This window comes from Aeromicrobium terrae (assembly GCF_008039565.1).
Classification (GTDB): Bacteria; Actinomycetota; Actinomycetes; order Propionibacteriales; family Nocardioidaceae; genus Aeromicrobium; species Aeromicrobium terrae.
On sequence record NZ_VDUX01000001.1, the window covers coordinates 167440 to 184861 of the forward strand.

Consider the following 17422-nt stretch of genomic DNA (forward strand, 5'->3'; position numbering starts at 1 on the left):
AGGCGCGCCGAAAATGTGGCGCGAATTGGCGTGAAGGTGTTTGACGGTGGGGGAAGGTGGAGTACGGTGGGGCGAAATGGAGGAACAGGCAGAGAGCTGGTCGAGCAAGGAGGAGCGGGGTGAGCCTGGATGTCAACAACTTCTTCGGCACCTACACGCCGCGCCTGGACGACAAGTCCCGGCTGTTCCTGCCGGCCAAGTTCCGCCCGAGGCTGGAGCACGGCATCGTGCTGACCCGCGGCCAGGAGAAGTGCGTCTACGGCTGGACGCCGGAGTCGTTCAGCTCCTTCACCGACCGGATCCGCGAGACGCCGTTCACCAACAAGGACGCCCGCAACTTCATCCGCATGCTCTACTCCGGCGCCTCGTCGGAGGTGCCGGACAAGCAGGGGCGGATCTCCATCCCGCCGGTGCTGCGCGAGTGGGCCTCGCTCGACCGCGACGTGACCGTGGTCGGGGCGATGGACCGCATCGAGATCTGGGACTCCAGCCGCTGGACCGAGTTCAGCGACAGCCAGGAGCAGCCGTTCGCGGACATGTCGGACGAGGTGATGCCCGGCGTCTTCTGAGCTCCCGTCCCGACGACCCAGTCGCGTGGCCCGATCCTCGGCCGTGTGGATCTGACACCACTTCCCCGGTGCCAGAGCCCTACGGGCGGGGTTCCGGCCCCACGACCCAGCCCCCGACCAGCACCACGACGCGAGACCCAGGAGATCCGATGCAGACCACGAGGCGAGTGCGGCACGAGGTCGCCGACGCCGTGCTGCTCATGGGCTTCTCCCTCGGGGCGTCCGTCACGGCGGCCGTCGGCATCGCGTTCCTCGCGAGGCTCGGATGAACGACCCCAAGCACGTCCCGGTCCTGCTCGAGCGGGTGCTCGAGCTCCTGGCGCCATCGGTGACCGGGGACCGTCCCGTCGTCGTCGACGCCACGCTCGGCCTGGGTGGTCACACCGAGGCCATGCTCACCCGCTTCGAGGACCTCCACGTCATCGGCATCGACCGCGACCCGCAGGCCCTGGCGCGTGCGGGGGAGAGGCTCGCCCCGTTCGGTGACCGGGTGACGCTCGCGCACGCCGTCTACGACGAGGTGGCCGACGTGGTGCGGGACGCCGGGTTCGACGCCGTGAACGGGATCCTCTTCGACCTCGGGGTCTCCTCGATGCAGCTCGACCTCGCGACGCGGGGCTTCGCCTACGCGCAGGACGCTCCGCTCGACATGCGGATGAACCCCGACGAGGGGATGACCGCCGCGGACGTCCTCAACACCTACGAGACCGCCGACCTGGCCCGCGTGCTGCGCGTGTACGGCGAGGAGAAGTTCGCCGGCCGCATCGCCGCGGCGGTGGTGGCGGCCCGGGCCGAGGAGCCGTTCAGCACCAGCGCGCGGCTCGTCGAGCTGATCCGCGACTCCATCCCGGCCGCGGCACGCCGCACCGGCGGCAACCCGGCCAAGCGCACGTTCCAGGCGCTGCGCATCGAGGTCAACGACGAGCTCGGGGCGTACGAGCGGGCGCTGCCGGCCGCCCTCGACGTCATGGCCCCCGGCGGTCGCGTGGTCGTCCTCGCCTACCACTCGCTCGAGGACCGGTTCACCAAGCGCACGTTCGCGAAGGTCACCACGTCCGACGTCCCGCGCGACCTCCCGGTCGTGCCCGTCGACCATCAGCCCGCGTTCCGCCTGCTGACCCGCGGTGCGGAGAAGGCGAGCGAGGTCGAGATCCTCCAGAACCCACGCGCGAAGTCGGTCCGGCTGCGCGCCGTCGAGCGGGTCGCGGCATGAGCGCGCACCTCGCCGCGCCGCGCCTGCGCCCGCAGAAGCCGCAGACGCGCAGCCGTGCGCTCCGCCTCGTGGCCCCGGTCAGCAGCCGGGCCCGCAAGGCGCCGTTCGTCGTCGTGGTCCTCACACTGCTCGGCGCCGGCCTGGTCGGGCTGATCCTGATCAGCACGGTGCTCCAGGCCCAGTCGTTCGAGGCCGCCCGGCTCTCCGACGAGGCCGACGCGCTCCAGACCCAGCAGCAGGCGCTCAGCCGTGAGGTCGACCGGATGCAGAGCCCGTCGAACATCGCCCAGCGCGCGCTCCAGCTCGGCATGGTGCCGAGCGCGAACCCGATCTTCCTGCGGATCACCGACGGTGAGGTCATCGGCAAGGCTGTCCCGGCTCCGGCCAAGGGCTCCATCCGGCGGGTGACCCAGTGACGCGCCCCAGAAACCGGCACAGCCTGTCGCGGCGTCGGCTGCGCGGCTTCCTGGTCGTCGTCGTCCTGGTGTTCACGATCTTCGGTCTCCGGCTGTTCCAGATCCAGGGCCTCGACACGCAGGCGTACGCGGCCCGGGCGGTCGAGGCGGGCACGGCCCGCACCACGGTTCCCGCGCCGCGCGGCGACATCCTCGACCGCAACGGCAAGGATCTGGCCACCAGCGTCGACGGCTTGACCATCACGGCCGACCCGAGCATGACGTCGGACAACGCCCCGCGGATCGCCCGCATCCTGGTGCAGAAGATCGGCGAGGACCACATCGACTACTTCGACACCATCGACAAGCTGCGCAAGCCCGACTCGCGGTTCGTGTACCTCGTGAAGGGTGTCCCGGCCTGGACCGCGAAGAAGGCGGTCGCCGCCGTCCAGAAGGCCGGCTTCACCGGGGTGTTCTCGGAGAAGGAGTCGCTGCGCACGTACCCGGGCGGCCGGCTCGCGGCCAACCTGATCGGCTACGTCGACGGCAGCGGCAAGGGCGTGCAGGGCATCGAGCGCCAGTACGACAAGCAGCTGACCGGCACGGACGGCTCGAGCACCTACGAGGTGTCGCCGACCGGCCAGCGGATCCCGATGGCCGACAGCACCGTCAAGAAGATGGTGCCCGGCGGCGACGTCGTCTCCACCATCGACCGCGACCTCCAGTGGTACGCCGACCAGCGGCTGGCCGACGCGGTCCGCGCGTCCAGTTCCGACTGGGGCCTGGCCATCACGATGGACGTCCGGACCGGGCAGATCGTCCAGATGTCGCAGGTGCCGACGTTCGACCCCGACAACCAGACCGGGATGCAGGACTACAACACGGTGTCGCGGGCCGTGCAGAACGTCTACGAGCCGGGCTCGGTCATGAAGACGGTCACGATGGCCTCGCTCGCCGACCAGGGCAAGATCGCGCCGGACACCCCCATCGTGGTGCCGGGCGGCATGACGATCGACAAGTTCCACATCGGTGACTACTGGAAGCACGGCACGATCCACCTCACAGCCGCCGGCGTCATCGCGAAGTCGTCGAACCTCGGCACGATCGTGGCGTCGCAGCAGATGAGCGACGAGACGATGTACCGCTACTTCCACAAGTTCGGCTTCGGCACGAAGTCCGGCGTCGAGCTGCCCGGCGAGTCCCAGGGCATCCTCAAGCCGGGCAAGGAGTGGACGAAGGCGAACCACGCGACCATCGCGTTCGGCCAGGGCGTCTCGGTGACGGCGATGCAGATGGTTCGCGCCGTGGGTGCCATCGCCAACGGCGGCGTCATGGTCGACCCCACCGTCGTGGAGGGATTCATCTCGCCGGACGGCAAGCGCACCGACGCCGAGCCGACCGCCTCGCGACGCGTGGTGTCCAAGAAGGCGGCCGCGATCGTCACCCGCATGATGGAGGCCGTCACAGCGAAGGACGGCACCGCTCCCGCCGCCGCGATCCCGGGCTACCGGGTCGCCGGCAAGACGGGTACCGCCTGGCGGGTCAACCCGGTCACCGGCAAGTACGTGCGTGGCCAGAACACGGTGTCCTTCATGGGCTTCGCCCCGGCCGACAAGCCGCGCTTCCTGACCTACATCGTGCTCGACAAGCCGTACTCGGCGGCAGGCGGCGGCTCGACCGCCGGCCCGGTCTTCCACGACATCATGTCGATGGCGCTGGAGCGCTTCGGCGTCGCGCCGACGGGCTCCAAGCCGCCCAAGGTCCGCCAGGACTGGTGACCCGCGCGGCCGGTCGTGATCGCCCGGCGGGGGTGCCGGGCCGTGGGCGGCGAATGAGTAGTGTCGCTCACGTGGTCGAGGTGATGCGGGTCCGTCCGGAGGCACCCCCGCGACGCGCCCTGGCCGACGTGGCCGATCACCTCGGCATCAGCCCGTCGGGCGCGGCAGAGGTGACGGGCATCGCCCTGAACACCGGCCTCGTGGTCCCCGGCGACCTGTACGCCGCACTGCCCGGGGCCCGGTCGCACGGTGCCGACCACGTGGCCGCGGCCGTCGAGGCCGGAGCCGTGGCGGTGCTCACCGACGCCGACGGTGCCCAGCGAGTTGATACCGACCTGCCTGTGCTGGTCGTCGACGAGCCGCGATCCCGGCTGGCCGAGCTGAGCGCCTGGTTCTACGACCACCCCGCGACGTCGATGACGACGTTCGGGATCACGGGCACGCAGGGCAAGACCACCAGCACCTACCTCGCCGAGGCGGCGCTCGCCGGTCACCGGTCCGCGGTCGTCGGCACGATCGGCACCCGGATCGCCGGGGTGCCTGCGGACTCCGCCCTCACCACACCGGAGGCGCCCGCGCTGCAGGCCCTGTTCGCCGTGATGCGCGAGGAGCGGGTCGAGGCCTGCGCCATGGAGGTGTCCAGTCACGCAATGGTGCAGGGGCGCGTCGACGGAGTCGTGTTCGACGTGGCCGCGTTCCTCAACCTCGGCCGCGACCACCTCGACTTCCACGGCGACATGGAGGAGTACTTCCTCGCCAAGGCGGCGCTGTTCACCCCCGAGCACGCCCGTCGGGGCGTCGTGAACGTCGACGACCCCTATGGCCGCCGCCTGCTCGACCTCACCCCGCTCGACGTCGTCACGTTCTCGTCGGAGGGCGCAGCCGCCGACTGGCGGGCCGCGAACGTGCGGCCGCACCGGCTGGGGACCGAGCTGGAGGTCTTGGGACCGAACGGGCTGGAGCTGGAGCTCTCGGTGCCGCTCCCGGGCGTCTTCAACGTCTCCAACGCGCTCGCGGTGGTGGCAGGCCTCGCGACGGCCGGCTTCGACGCCACGGCCCTGGCCGCCGGCATCGCGGGCAGCACCGGCGTGCCTGGCCGGATGGAGCGGGTCGAGGCGGGCCAGGAGTTCACCGCGATCGTCGACTACGCCCACAAGCCCGACGCCGTCGTGGCCGTCCTCAGCGCCTTGCGCCCGGTCACGCCCGGCCGGCTGGTGATCGTGATCGGCGCCGGCGGCGACCGCGACCAGGGCAAGCGGCCGATCATGGGTGCCGCCGCGGCGGAGCACGCCGACCTCGTCGTCGTCACCGACGACAACCCGCGCACGGAGGACGCGGCCCTGATCCGGGCCGAGGTGCTGCGCGGTGCGGCCGACGGACCGGGTGCAGCGATCGAGGTGGCCGGGCGGCGCGAGGCCATCGCCCACGCCGTCGCGCTCGCGCACCGCGGCGACACCGTCGTGGTCGCGGGCAAGGGCCACGAGCAGGGCCAGGAGGTCGACGGCGTCGTGCACCCGTTCGACGACAAGGCGGTGCTCCGCGAGCTGATCGAGGAGCACGCGTGATCCGGCTCGGCCTCGGGGAGATCGCCGAGATCGTCGGCGGCGTCGAGCACGGCGACGCCGGCACGGTGGTCTCCGGCGACCCGACGCTCGACTCCCGTGACGTCCGCCCCGGCGCCCTGTTCGTCGCACTCGCCGGGGAGCACGTCGACGGCCACGACTACGCCACGGAAGCCGTGGCGGCAGGTGCGGCAGCCGTGCTCGCGTCCCGCGTGGTCGAGGCGCCGTGCGTCGTCGTCGACGACGTCACGGTGGCGCTGGCGACGCTCGCCACCGAGGTCCTGCGGCGGCTCGGCACCACGGTGGTCGCCGTGACCGGCTCGCAGGGCAAGACGAGCGTCAAGGACCTGCTGGCGCAGGTGCTGGAGCCGACCGGTCCCACCGTGGCGCCGCGCGGCTCGTTCAACAACGACCTCGGGGTGCCGCTGACCGTCCTGCGCATCGACGAGGACACGAGATTCCTGGTCGTCGAGATGGGCGCCCGCGGCATCGGGCACATCGCCGCTCTCTGCCGCATCGCGCCGCCGGACGTGTCGCTCGTCCTCAACGTCGGCCACGCCCACGTCGGCGAGTTCGGCTCGCCCAACGTCACCGCCCAGGCGAAGGGCGAGATCGTCGACGCGCTCTCGGCCGACGGCACCGCCGTGCTGAACGCCGACGACCACCGGGTCGCAGCGATGGCCGACCGGGTCGCAGGACGGGTGCTGACCTTCGGCCGGGCCGGCGACGTGACCCTCGGCGACGTCGAGCTGGACGCCGCCGGCGAGCCGCACTTCTCCCTCACGTACCGGGGCGAGACGGTCGACGTCCACGTCCCGCAGATCGGGGCGCACCACGCCGCGAACGCCGCCGCTGCGGCAGCCGCAGGCATCGCGCTCGGGCTCGACCTCCCCACGATCTCCGAACGGCTCGGACGAGCCGGTGCGCAGTCACCGATGCGGATGGCGCGTCACGTCCGCTCGGACGGGCTCGTCGTCATCGACGACGCCTACAACGCGAACCCCGAGTCGATGGCCGCCGCGCTGCAGACCCTGCCGTCGCTGGGCGGCCATCGCACTATCGCGGTGCTGGGTGAGATGCTCGAGCTCGGGCCCGACAGCGCCGACCAGCACCGTGCCGTCGGACGCCTCGCCGCCGACCTCGGGATCGACCTGGTCCTCGCCGTCGGCCCCGGGGCCGCGGGGATCGCCGAGGGAGCAGGCGAGCGCGGCCGGGCCGTGGCGGACGTCTCCGAGGCCGTCTCGGCGCTCTCCGCGTGGCTCGCGCCGGACGACGTGGTGCTCGTGAAAGCATCGAGGGGCGCTCGACTCGAGCGTGTGACCGAGGCTCTGCTGGAAGGAACCCCGACGCGATGAAGGCCATCCTGATCGCCGGCGCGTTCGCGCTCCTCGGGACGCTCATCGGCACGCGGTTCGCGATCAGCGTGCTGGTCAAGAAGGGGTACGGCCAGCTGATCCGCGACGACGGCCCGACGTCGCACCACACGAAGCGCGGCACGCCCACGATGGGCGGCCTGGTGATCATCATCGCGGTCGTCGTCTCCTACGCGATCGCGAAGCTCGCCACCGGTTTCCGGCCCAGCGCGTCGGCGCTCCTGCTGCTGTTCCTGTTCGTCGGCCTCGGCGCCATCGGGTTCCTGGACGACTACATCAAGATCTCCAAGCAGCGCAGCCTCGGCCTGCGCAGCAAGGCGAAGATGATCGGCCAGATCGTCGTCGGCCTGGTCTTCGCGATCGCCGCGATCGGCTGGGAGGACAACACCGGTCGCACGGTCATCACGCACGCCGTCTCGTTCACGCGCGACTTCGACGGCTGGGAGCTGCCCACCGTCCTGCTCGTCGTCTGGGTGCTGCTGATGATCGCCGGCACCAGCAACGGCGTGAACCTCACCGACGGCCTCGACGGCCTCGCCACCGGCGCCGCCACGATGGTCTTCGGCGCCTACGTCTTCATCAACATCTGGCAGAGCAACCAGAACTGTCAGTACAACCCGGGGCTCAAGTGCTACGAGGTGCGCGACCCGCTCGACCTCGCCGTCGTCGCCTCCGCGCTCACGGGCGCGTGCTTCGGCTTCCTGTGGTGGAACGCGTCGCCCGCCAAGATCTTCATGGGCGACACCGGCTCGCTGAGCCTCGGCGGCGCGATGGCCGGGTTCGCGCTGATGACCCGCACCGAGCTGCTGCTGGTCGTCGTCGGCGGCCTGTTCGTCGCCATCACCGCATCGGTGATCCTCCAGGTGGCCTACTTCAAGCTGACGAAGGGCAAACGGATCTTCCGGATGGCCCCCCTGCAGCACCACTTCGAGCTGCTGGGGTGGGCGGAGATCACGATCGTGGTCCGCTTCTGGATCATCAGCGGTCTGTGCGTGATCACCGGGCTCGGCATCTTCTACTGGGAGTGGGTCACCGGCGTATGAGCACCCCGCTGCCCCCGTGGAACCAGGTCACGGCGGTGGTGTGCGGCTTCGGCGTGAGTGGCTTCGCCGCCGCGGACACGCTGCTGCACCTCGGGGCGTCGGTGATCGTGCTCGACGAGCGGGAGCCGGACGACCCCGGCGGGGGTTCCGGACCGTGGGCGGAGAGTGATGCAGAGAAGGCTCGGCTTCTGGAGTTCCTGGGGGCCGACCTCCGGCTCGGTCCGGGCTCCACGGAACGGCTGCCGCGGGCGGACCTGGTCGTGACGTCGCCGGGCTGGCGGCCCACCGTGCCGCTGCTCGTGGAGGCGGCGGCGAAGGGCGTCCCGGTGTGGGGCGAGGTCGAGCTCGCCTGGCGGCTCCGCGGGGAGGACGCCGCGCCCTGGCTGTGCGTCACCGGCACCAACGGCAAGACCACGGTGGTGCAGATGCTCGAGGCGATGCTGCAGGCCGCCGGGCTCCGCGGGCTCGCGGTCGGCAACGTCGGCACCCCGGTGCTGCAGGCCGTGATGGACCCCGAAGGGTTCGACGTGCTCGCCGTGGAGCTCTCCAGCTACCAGCTGCACTGGAGCTCGTCGATCGCCGCGGAGAGCGCGGCCGTGCTCAACCTGGCGCCCGACCACCTCGACTGGCACGGCTCGCTCGAGGCGTACGGCGCGGACAAGGCCCGGGTCTACGAGGGCGTCCAGGTGGCGTGCGTCTACAACGTCCAGGACCCGGCCACCGAGCAGATGGTCCGCGACGCCGACGTCGCCGAGGGCGCCCGGGCCATCGGGTTCACGCTCGGCGTGCCGGGGCCGAGCATGCTCGGCGTCGTCGACGACGTCCTGGCCGACCGCGCCTTCATCGATGATCGGCACTCCAGCGCCCAGGAGCTCGCCACCCTGGCCGACCTGCCCGACGCCGCGCCGCACACGGTGGCCAATGCGCTCGCCGCCGCCGCGCTCGCCCGCGCCCACGGCGTGGAGCCGAGGGCCGTGCGCGACGGTCTCCGGAGCTTCCGTGCCGGCCCGCACCGCATCGCGCTGGTCGCCGAGATCGACGGGGTCCGTTACGTCGACGACTCCAAGGCCACCAATCCGCACGCCGCGCTCGCGTCGCTGACCAGCGTCGACTCCGTCGTCTGGATCGCCGGGGGACTGGCCAAGGGCGCCACCTTCGACGAGCTCGTCCAGGCCGCGCGGGACCGCCTGCGCGGCGTCGTGCTCATCGGGACGGACCGGGACGTCATCGCCGACGCGCTCCGGCGACACGCACCGGATGTGCCGGTCGTGGAGGTCGTGAGCAGGGAGGATGACCTCATGGACCGCGTCGTGGAGTCCGCGACACGGATGGCACGCGCGGGGGACACCGTGCTGCTGGCCCCGGGATGCGCGTCCATGGACCAGTTCCGCGACTACGCAGCTCGCGGAGACGCCTTCGTCGAGGCGGTCAGACGCCTCGACGGCCGAGCCTGAGAGGACCGGCATGAGCACGACTGCCGACCGACGCGCCCCCGCCGTCGTCGACGCCGCTCATCGCGTCCTCGAGCGCCCCCTGGCGTCCTACCAGCTCGTGCTCGGCTCGTCCGCGCTCCTGCTCGGCCTCGGGCTGATCATGGTGCTCAGCGCGAGCTCGGTGCTCGCCTTCAACGTCTACGGCAGCTCGTTCGCCATCGTCGCGCGGCAGGCCATCTTCGCGATCGGCGGCGTGATCGGGGCGATCATCGTCGCCCAGATGCCGCTGACGCTGCTGCGCCGCCTCATCACGCCGTTCCTGATCGTCTCGGTGCTGCTGATCTTCGCCACGTTCGTGCCCGGCGTCGGCATCTCCGTCAACGGCAACCGCAACTGGCTGCCGTTGTTCGGCGGGTTCCAGCTGCAGCCGTCGGAGTTCGCCAAGCTCGCGGTCGTGCTGTGGATCGCCGACCTCTACGCGCGCCGCGGCCGCAAGCTCTCCTCCACGCGGATGATCCTGATGCCGATGATCCCGGTCGCCGGCGGCGTCGCGGCGCTCGTCGTCGGCCAGCACGACCTCGGCACCGCGCTGGTCCTGTTCGCCGTGATCGTCGGGATGCTGTTCGTCGTCGGCCTGCCGGCGCGGCAGATGGGGGCCGTGGTCGCGGGCCTCGGCGTCATCTGCGTCTTCTTCGTCGCCACCGCCCCGCACCGCGTCGCGCGCCTGCTCAACTTCTTCGACCCGATGTCCGACCCCGACAAGGCCGGCTACCAGGCCATCCACGGGATGATGGGCTTCGCCCGCGGCGGCTTCTGGGGGGTCGGGCTCGGCGGCAGCCGGCAGAAGTGGGGCGCCCTGCCGGAGGCGCACACCGACTTCATCCTCGCCGTGATCGGCGAGGAGCTCGGCCTCATCGGCAGCTTCGTCGTGCTCGGGCTGTTCGTGATGCTCGCGGTCGCGGGCATCCGCACCGCCACGCGGACGCCCGACCCGTTCGTCCGCTACACCGCCGCCGGCATCGTCATCTGGATCCTGTCCCAGGCGATCATCAACATCGGCATGGTGCTCGGCCTCCTGCCGGTGATCGGCATCCCGCTCCCGCTGGTGTCGTACGGCGGCTCCAGCCTGCTCGTGACCGTCGTCGCCTGCGGCATCCTGCTCAAGTGCGCCACCACCGAGCCCGGCGCCCAGCGCGCGCTCGCGGCGAGCAAGGAGCGCCGCAAGCGCAAGCGCGGTCACCGCGCCGCCAAGGGGCGCTGAGCCGTGCGGGTCCTGCTCGCTGGCGGAGGCACCGCCGGTCACACGTCCCCGCTGCTCGCCACCGCCGCGGTGCTGCGCGACGAGGGCGCGGAGATCACCTGTCTGGGCACGCCACGCGGCCTCGAGGTCACCCTCGTGCCCGAGGCCGGCTACCCGCTCGAGCTCGTGCCGCCCGTCCCGCTGCCCCGCAAGCCCAACAAGGCCTTGCTGCAGGTGCCGCAACGTCTCCGGCAGGCCGCGAAGGCCACCGGCGACGTGTTCGACCGCGTGAAGCCTGACGTCGTCGTCGGGTTCGGCGGATACGTCTCGGTGCCGGCGTACCTGGTCGCCCGCAAGCGGCACCTCCCGCTCGTGGTGCACGAGGGCAACGCCGTCCCGGGCATCGCGAACAAGCTGGGGGCGCGGTTCACCGAGCACGTCGCCACCAGCTTCCCGGACACGGACCTCCCGCACGCCACCTACCTCGGGCTGCCGATCCGCCGGCAGATCTCGCAGCTGGACCGCGCGGCCCTGCGGGCCGAGGCGCGCGCCCACTTCGGCCTCGACCCGGACCGGCCGACGCTGCTCGTCACCGGCGGCTCCCAGGGGGCCCGGCGCATCAACCTCGCCGTCTCGGGCGCTGCTCACGACCTCGCCGACGCCGGGGTGCAGGTGCTGCACGCGGCCGGGCGGCCCGAGGAGGTCACCCTCGACCCGCGCGCCGGTGACCCGCCGTACGTCGTCGCCGGCTTCATCGACCGGATCGACCTCGCCTACGCCGCCGCCGACCTGATCGTCTGCCGCGCCGGCGCCAACACGGTCACCGAGGTCGCGGCCGTCGGGCTGCCGGCGGCGTTCGTCCCGCTGCCCATCGGCAACGGCGAGCAGGCCCACAACGCGCACCCGGTGGTCAAGGCCGGGGGAGCGCTGATGATCGACGACGAGGCCCTCACGCCCACCTGGGTCGACCGGGTGCTGGTGCCGCTGGTCACCGATCCGGCCCGCCTTGAGCGGATGTCGAGCGCCGCCACGGGTCTGGTGCCGCGCGACGCCGACGAGCGCCTGGCCCAGATGATCGTGGCGGCCGCCGGATGAGGATCCCGGTCCCGACCGAGATCCCGCCCGTCGACCGTCTCGGCCACGTCCACTTCATCGGCGTCGGTGGCGCCGGGCTCTCAGCCATCGCGCGGCTGATGGTGCAGCAGGGCGTCCCGGTGAGCGGGAGCGACGCCGTGGACTCACCGGTCCTCGAGGCGCTCCGGTCGGAGGGCGTCACCTGCTTCGTCGGGCACGCCGCTGAGCACCTGGCCGGTGCGGACACCGTGGTGGCGTCCACGGCGGTGCGGGAGGACAACCCCGAGGTCGTCGAGGCCCAGCAGCGCGGCCTCCGGTTGTGGCCGCGGTCGGCCGGGCTCCGCTCGGTCATGGCCGGCCGGCGCACCGTCGCAGTGGCCGGGACCCACGGCAAGACCACCACCACCGCGATGCTGACGTTCGCGCTCACCGCCGCCGGGGCCGAGCCGTCGTTCGCGATCGGCGCCGAGGTCGCCGGCCTGGGCACCAACGCCCGGGTCGGATCGGGGGACGTGCTCGTCGCGGAGGCCGACGAGAGCGACGGCGCCTTCCTGGTCTACGAGCCGGAGGGCGCCATCATCACGAACGTCGACGCCGACCACCTCGACACCTGGGGCACCGAGGAGGCCTACGCCGCGGCGTTCGCCGACTTCGTCGACACGGTGGGCCGCTTCGTCGTCCTCGCGGCCGACGACCCCGGTGCCGCTCGCCTGGCCGAGCGCGCACGGTCCCGCGGCCTGACGGTCGTCACGGCGGGCACGGACCCGGGCGCGGACCTGCGGGCGGTCGACGTGGTCGTGGAGCCGAGCGGCACCACGTTCGGCGTGGAGCGCGACGGTCGCCACGTCGTCGACGTCCGGCTCGCCGTCCCGGGGGAGCACTACGCGCAGGACGCGCTCCTCGCGCTCGGCGCGGGGCTCGTGCTGGGCCACGACGCCGAGCAGCTCGCCGACGGGCTTTCCCGCTACGCCGGCGCACACCGCCGGATGGAGCACCTCGGCGACGCCGGGGGAGTCCGCGTGTACGACTCCTACGCCCACCACCCGACCGAGATCCGCGCCGACCTCGCGGCGGCGCGGGCCCTGGCCGGCAGCGGCCGCCTGGTCGTCGCGTTCCAGCCGCACCTCGTCAGCCGCACCCGCATCTTCGGCGCGCAGATGGGTCGGGAGCTGTCTGCCGCCGACCGCGTCGTGGTGGCCGACCTCTACCTCGCCCGCGAGGACCCCGACCCCGACGTCACGGCGGCCACGGTGCTCGAGACCGTCGACAGGCCGGAGGCCACGGCCGGTGGACCGGTCGCCGACCTCGCCGACGTCCTTGTCCCGCTGCTGCACGAGGGCGACCTCCTGCTCACCCTGGGAGCCGGTGACATCACCACGGTCGGCCCGGTCGTCTTGGAACGTCTTTCGCCCGGCGGGGGTTCCGGGCCGTGGGCGGACGATCAGCAATGAGTGAGGAGCGCTTCGCGGAGAAGGTGCGCGACGACAAGCGGCGCCGGCTCCGCCGGACGGGCCTCGTGGTGCTGTCCATCGTCGTCGCGGCCACCCTTGTGTGGGTCGTCTGGTTCTCGCAGGTCCTCGCGGTGCAGACCGTGAAGGTCGAGGGCGTCACCACGCTGAAGGCCGCCCAGGTGCGGTCGCAGGCCGCAGTCCGCCTGGGGGAGCCGCTCGTGCGGGTCGACACCGCCCAGATCGAGTCGCGGGTGGCCGGCATCCCGCGGGTGCAGAAGGCCGTGGTGTCGCGGAAGTGGCCGCACACGCTCGTCATCCGGGTCCAGGAGCGCAAGGCCGTGGCGTGGGTCCGCGACGGGCTGCAGGTCCGGCTGATCGACAAGTACGGCATCGACTTCCGCACCCTGGACAAGCAGCCCAAGTCGCTCATGGAGATCGACGTGACGGCGTTCGAGGCGCGCGAGCGCCAGCAGTCGCTGGAGGCCGCCGCCACCGTCATCGAGCTGATCCGCACGTCCGACCCCGCGCTGTACAAGCAGGTTCAGGCCGTCTCCGCCGACACGAAGGACTCCGTGGAGCTGAACCTGACCAAGGGCCGCACGGTGGTCTGGGGGAGCGCGGCCAAGGGCGAGCAGAAGATCCGCGTGCTGCGGCCGCTGCTCAAGATCAAGGCGCGCGGCTACGACGTCAGCGCCCCGGAGCAGCCCACCACCAAGCCCTGAGGACAAATCAGCGGTGGGGCGCGGCGTGTCGTCCGGGGGGAGGCCGGGAACGCCCGTAGCGTCATCAGTGTCAGCAGGTTGACATAACTATAAACCTCCACCTCAGGGTTAGAGTTCACCGGATTTTCCAGTGGCAGAGAAGGGACGCACCATGGCGGTTCAGAACTACCTCGCCGTGATCAAGGTCGTCGGCATCGGTGGCGGCGGCGTCAACGCCGTGAACCGGATGATCGAGGTCGGGCTGAAGGGCGTCGAGTTCATCGCGATCAACACCGACGCGCAGGCTCTGCTCATGAGCGACGCCGACGTCAAGCTCGACGTCGGACGCGACTCCACGCGCGGTCTCGGGGCCGGCGCGAACCCTGAGATCGGCAAGCGGGCCGCCGAGGACCACGCCGAGGAGATCGAGGCCGCCATCAAGGGCGCCGACATGGTCTTCGTCACCGCAGGCGAGGGCGGCGGCACCGGCACCGGCGGCGCTCCCGTCGTGGCCCGCATCGCCCGGTCCCTGGGTGCCCTGACCATCGGCGTCGTCACGCGCCCGTTCACGTTCGAGGGACGCAACCGCTCGCTGCAGGCCGACACCGGCATCCAGTCGCTGCGCGAGGAGGTCGACACCCTCATCGTCATCCCCAACGACCGCCTGCTGTCCATCAGCGACCCGAACGTCAGCCTGCTCGACTCGTTCCGCCAGGCCGACCAGGTGCTCCACCAGGGCGTCTCCGGCATCACCGACCTCATCACCACGCCGGGCCTGATCAACCTCGACTTCGCCGACGTGAAGTCCGTGATGTCCGACGCCGGCTCGGCCCTCATGGGCATCGGCTCGGCACGCGGCGAGCACCGCGCGGCCGTGGCCGCGGAGATGGCGGTGTCGAGCCCGCTGCTCGAGGCGAGCATCGAGGGCGCGCGCGGCGTGCTCCTGTCGATCGCCGGCGGGTCCGACCTCGGCCTGTTCGAGATCAACGAGGCCGCCGGACTGGTCGCCGACGCGGTGCACCAGGACGCCAACATCATCTTCGGCGCGGTCATCGACGACGCGCTCGGCGACGAGGTGCGGGTCACCGTCATCGCCGCCGGGTTCGACGGTGGCGAGCCCAAGGTGCGCGACGCGTCGCAGCCCGCGCTGCTCAAGGACGCCCCCGTCACGCCGCCCACGGCCGAGCAGATCGCCGCGGACCCGGTCCTCGACGGCGAGGCCGAGCGGGTCACCGTCCCGGCCGACCCGCCGCCGGCCGAGTACGGCGACGACCTCGACATCCCCGACTTCCTGCGCTGACCTCGTCGCTGGAGCCGGCCGGTAGCCTCGCCGGTGTGTTCTTCTGGCGTGGCACGTCCGGGCCGATCGAGCTCGGGTTCACCGACCGCTCGCTGGACCTGAGCACCGCGGCGATCGACGGCTCGCGCGACCAGCTGGCCCGCGCGGCCGGGGTCGAGACGGTCGCCACGATGCACCAGGTCCACGGCGCCGACGTCGCCTGGGTGGACGCCGCCGGTGGACACCCGGACGCCGACGCCCTCGTGACCGGCACGCCAGGGCTCGGCCTGCTGGTGCGCGTCGCTGATTGCGTCCCCATCGTGCTCGCGGCGCCGGACGACGGCCTGGTCGGCGTGGTGCACAGCGGCCGGAACGGGCTGGTCGCGGGCGTCGTCCCGGCCGCCGTCGACGCTCTCCGCTCGCGCGGGGCCACCTCGCTCGAGGCGTGGGTCGGCCCGCACATCTGCGGGCTCTGCTACGAGCTGCCGGCCGAGATGGCCGAGGACGTCGCCGACCACATGCCCGAGGCCCGTTCCACCACTCGTCAGGGCACCCCGGCCGCCGACCTCGGCGCCGGCGTCCAGTCCCAGCTGGAGCAGCGCGACGTCGTCGTGCACCGCGTCGACGTCTGCACGCTGGAGGACGAGCGGTTCTTCTCCCACCGGCGCGGCGACACGGGTCGGTTCGGAGCGGTGGCGGTGATCCGGTGACCCGCCGCGACGAGCTGGCCGCGAACCTGGCGGCCGTCGAGGAGCGCATCGCGTCCGCCTGCGCCGACGCCGGCCGGCAGCGCGACGAGATCACGCTGATCGTCGTCACCAAGACCTACCCGCACTCCGACGCGGAGCTGCTGCGCGACCTCGGCGTCACCGACATCGGCGAGAACCGGCACCCCGAGGCGGAGTCCAAGGTCACCGACGGGCTGCGCCTGCACTTCGTCGGGGGCTTGCAGACCAACAAGGCCGGTGCGGTCACCCGGTACGCCGACGTCGTGCAGAGCGTCGACCGGCCCAAGCTGGCCCGCTCGCTGTCGCGCGGGGCCGAGGCCGCGGGCCGCGAGGTCGAGTGCCTCGTGCAGGTCGACTTCCAGGAGGGTGCGGACGCCGGGCGCGCCGGCGTGGCGCCCGACGGGATCCTCGCGCTGGCCGACGAGATCGCCTCCCTCGGGGCCCTCACGCTCCGCGGGCTGATGACCGTCGCGCCGCTCGGTGCCGACCCGCGGCCCGTCTTCGACCGGCTGATGGAGCTGTCCGCCGACCTGCGTCGGCAGCATCCCGGCGCCACCGTGGTGTCCGCGGGCATGAGCGACGACTTCGAGCACGCCGTCGCGGCCGGCGCGACACACCTGCGTGTCGGGCGTTCAGTGCTCGGGGAGCGCCCTCCCGCCCGGTAATGTCAATCGTGTCACTTAGGGCACAGCGACGTACGGAGATCCCCATGGCTGGCGCAATGCGAAAAGTAGGCGAGTACCTCGGCCTGGTCGAGCAGGCCGAGTTCGACGAGGAGTACGACGACGAGCCCATGCCGCGCGAGCGCGAGCCTGAGCGTCGTCCCGCCGTCGTCCGGTCCGGCACGGTCGCGAACCTCGAGGAGCACCGTCGTCCGTCGCGTCCGGTGTCCGTGCCGACGTCGGACCTCTCGCGGATCGAGACCGTCACCCCGCGCACGTACAACGACGCGCGCACCGTCGGTGAGCACTACCGCGTCGGCGTGCCCGTGATCATGAACCTGTCCGAGATCGACGACGACGACGCCAAGCGCCTGGTCGACTTCGCCGCCGGACTCGTGTTCGCCGCGCACGGCTCGATCAACCGCGTCACCGCCAAGGTCTTCCTGCTGTCGCCGTCGAACGTGGAGGTCACGGACGAGGACAAGCAGCGCATTGCCGCGGGCGGCTTCTACGACCAGAGTTGATACATGGCCACAGTCGGCAGCATCATCCTGTTCGTCCTGTGGGTGGCCATCGTGCTGCTCCTCGCCCGTTTCGTCCTCGAGTGGGTCCAGCTGTTGGCCCGGTCCTGGCGTCCGTCCGGGCCCGTCGCCGCCCTGTGCGAGGCCATCTACACGGCCACCGACCCGCCGCTGCGGGCGGTCCGCGGCATCATCCCGCCGATCCGGCTGGGCGGGGCCGCGCTCGACCTGTCGCCGATGATCCTGCTGATCGGCATCTACATCGTGCAGATCATCGTCGAACGCACGATGTTCTGAGACGCACTGAGCGCGCGCAGCGCGCGAACGTGCGGCCAGGTCGAGTGCGTTGCGGCGAAGCCGCCCGGCGTATCGAGACCTCGTAGGTTGTCAGGCTCGCTGA

General features: G+C 71.8%; 17 protein-coding genes. All 17 read left to right on the forward strand.

The genetic code is table 11. From position 1 onward, the window contains the following. Positions 1–119 precede the first annotated feature (119 nt). Positions 120–569: a division/cell wall cluster transcriptional repressor MraZ gene (gene mraZ / locus FHP06_RS00865; RefSeq protein WP_269140114.1), complete on the forward strand. Its 450-nt coding sequence runs from the start codon at positions 120–122 to the stop codon at positions 567–569. 265 nt (positions 570–834) lie between these two features. Beyond that, positions 835–1782, forward strand: a complete 948-nt coding sequence (gene rsmH, locus FHP06_RS00870) for a 16S rRNA (cytosine(1402)-N(4))-methyltransferase RsmH (RefSeq protein ID WP_147682895.1) — start codon at positions 835–837, stop codon at positions 1780–1782. Then, a complete protein-coding gene (locus tag FHP06_RS00875; RefSeq protein WP_147682897.1) occupies positions 1779–2198 on the forward strand; it encodes a septum formation initiator family protein in 420 nt (139 codons plus the stop codon). Before rsmH ends, FHP06_RS00875 begins: the two co-directional genes overlap by 4 nt. After that, positions 2195–3955 carry a peptidoglycan D,D-transpeptidase FtsI family protein gene (locus FHP06_RS00880; RefSeq protein ID WP_147682899.1) on the forward strand — a complete coding sequence of 587 codons (1761 nt, stop codon included), beginning with the start codon at positions 2195–2197 and terminating at the stop codon, positions 3953–3955. The genes FHP06_RS00875 and FHP06_RS00880 overlap by 4 nt, the downstream gene beginning before the upstream one ends. Before the next feature lie 71 nt (positions 3956–4026). Beyond that, positions 4027–5520: a UDP-N-acetylmuramoyl-L-alanyl-D-glutamate--2,6-diaminopimelate ligase gene (locus FHP06_RS00885; RefSeq protein WP_222706315.1), complete on the forward strand. Its 1494-nt coding sequence runs from the start codon at positions 4027–4029 to the stop codon at positions 5518–5520. Next, the gene (locus tag FHP06_RS00890) at positions 5517–6872 is read left to right on the forward strand and encodes a UDP-N-acetylmuramoyl-tripeptide--D-alanyl-D-alanine ligase (RefSeq protein ID WP_147682903.1); all 1356 of its coding nucleotides are present in this window, start codon (positions 5517–5519) and stop codon (positions 6870–6872) included. The genes FHP06_RS00885 and FHP06_RS00890 overlap by 4 nt, the downstream gene beginning before the upstream one ends. Further along, positions 6869–7933, forward strand: a complete 1065-nt coding sequence (gene mraY, locus FHP06_RS00895; protein WP_147682905.1) for a phospho-N-acetylmuramoyl-pentapeptide-transferase — start codon at positions 6869–6871, stop codon at positions 7931–7933. Before FHP06_RS00890 ends, mraY begins: the two co-directional genes overlap by 4 nt. Continuing rightward, a complete protein-coding gene (gene murD, locus FHP06_RS00900) occupies positions 7930–9387 on the forward strand; it encodes a UDP-N-acetylmuramoyl-L-alanine--D-glutamate ligase (protein WP_147682907.1) in 1458 nt (485 codons plus the stop codon). Before mraY ends, murD begins: the two co-directional genes overlap by 4 nt. A gap of 10 nt (positions 9388–9397) precedes the next feature. Further along, positions 9398–10627, forward strand: a complete 1230-nt coding sequence (ftsW, locus tag FHP06_RS00905; protein ID WP_147682909.1) for a putative lipid II flippase FtsW — start codon at positions 9398–9400, stop codon at positions 10625–10627. 3 nt (positions 10628–10630) lie between these two features. Continuing rightward, positions 10631–11701, forward strand: a complete 1071-nt coding sequence (murG, locus tag FHP06_RS00910) for an undecaprenyldiphospho-muramoylpentapeptide beta-N-acetylglucosaminyltransferase (RefSeq protein ID WP_147682911.1) — start codon at positions 10631–10633, stop codon at positions 11699–11701. Then, positions 11698–13131, forward strand: a complete 1434-nt coding sequence (gene murC / locus FHP06_RS00915; RefSeq protein WP_147682913.1) for a UDP-N-acetylmuramate--L-alanine ligase — start codon at positions 11698–11700, stop codon at positions 13129–13131. Before murG ends, murC begins: the two co-directional genes overlap by 4 nt. Further along, entirely contained in the window at positions 13128–13853 is a 726-nt protein-coding gene (locus tag FHP06_RS00920; protein ID WP_147682915.1) for a cell division protein FtsQ/DivIB, read from the forward strand. Before murC ends, FHP06_RS00920 begins: the two co-directional genes overlap by 4 nt. A 151-nt stretch (positions 13854–14004) precedes the next feature. Further along, complete coding sequence (gene ftsZ, locus FHP06_RS00925) at positions 14005–15132, forward strand: cell division protein FtsZ (protein ID WP_147682916.1); 1128 nt, start codon at positions 14005–14007, stop codon at positions 15130–15132. Between the two features lie 35 nt (positions 15133–15167). Then, on the forward strand, positions 15168–15821 hold the full coding sequence (locus FHP06_RS00930) for a polyphenol oxidase family protein (protein ID WP_230973360.1): 654 nt from the start codon (positions 15168–15170) through the stop codon (positions 15819–15821). Beyond that, positions 15818–16504 carry a YggS family pyridoxal phosphate-dependent enzyme gene (locus FHP06_RS00935; RefSeq protein ID WP_147682920.1) on the forward strand — a complete coding sequence of 229 codons (687 nt, stop codon included), beginning with the start codon at positions 15818–15820 and terminating at the stop codon, positions 16502–16504. The genes FHP06_RS00930 and FHP06_RS00935 overlap by 4 nt, the downstream gene beginning before the upstream one ends. A gap of 44 nt (positions 16505–16548) precedes the next feature. Further along, complete coding sequence (locus tag FHP06_RS00940; RefSeq protein WP_147682922.1) at positions 16549–17025, forward strand: cell division protein SepF; 477 nt, start codon at positions 16549–16551, stop codon at positions 17023–17025. A gap of 3 nt (positions 17026–17028) precedes the next feature. Then, positions 17029–17319 carry a YggT family protein gene (locus tag FHP06_RS00945; protein ID WP_147682924.1) on the forward strand — a complete coding sequence of 97 codons (291 nt, stop codon included), beginning with the start codon at positions 17029–17031 and terminating at the stop codon, positions 17317–17319. Positions 17320–17422: the final 103 nt, after the last annotated feature.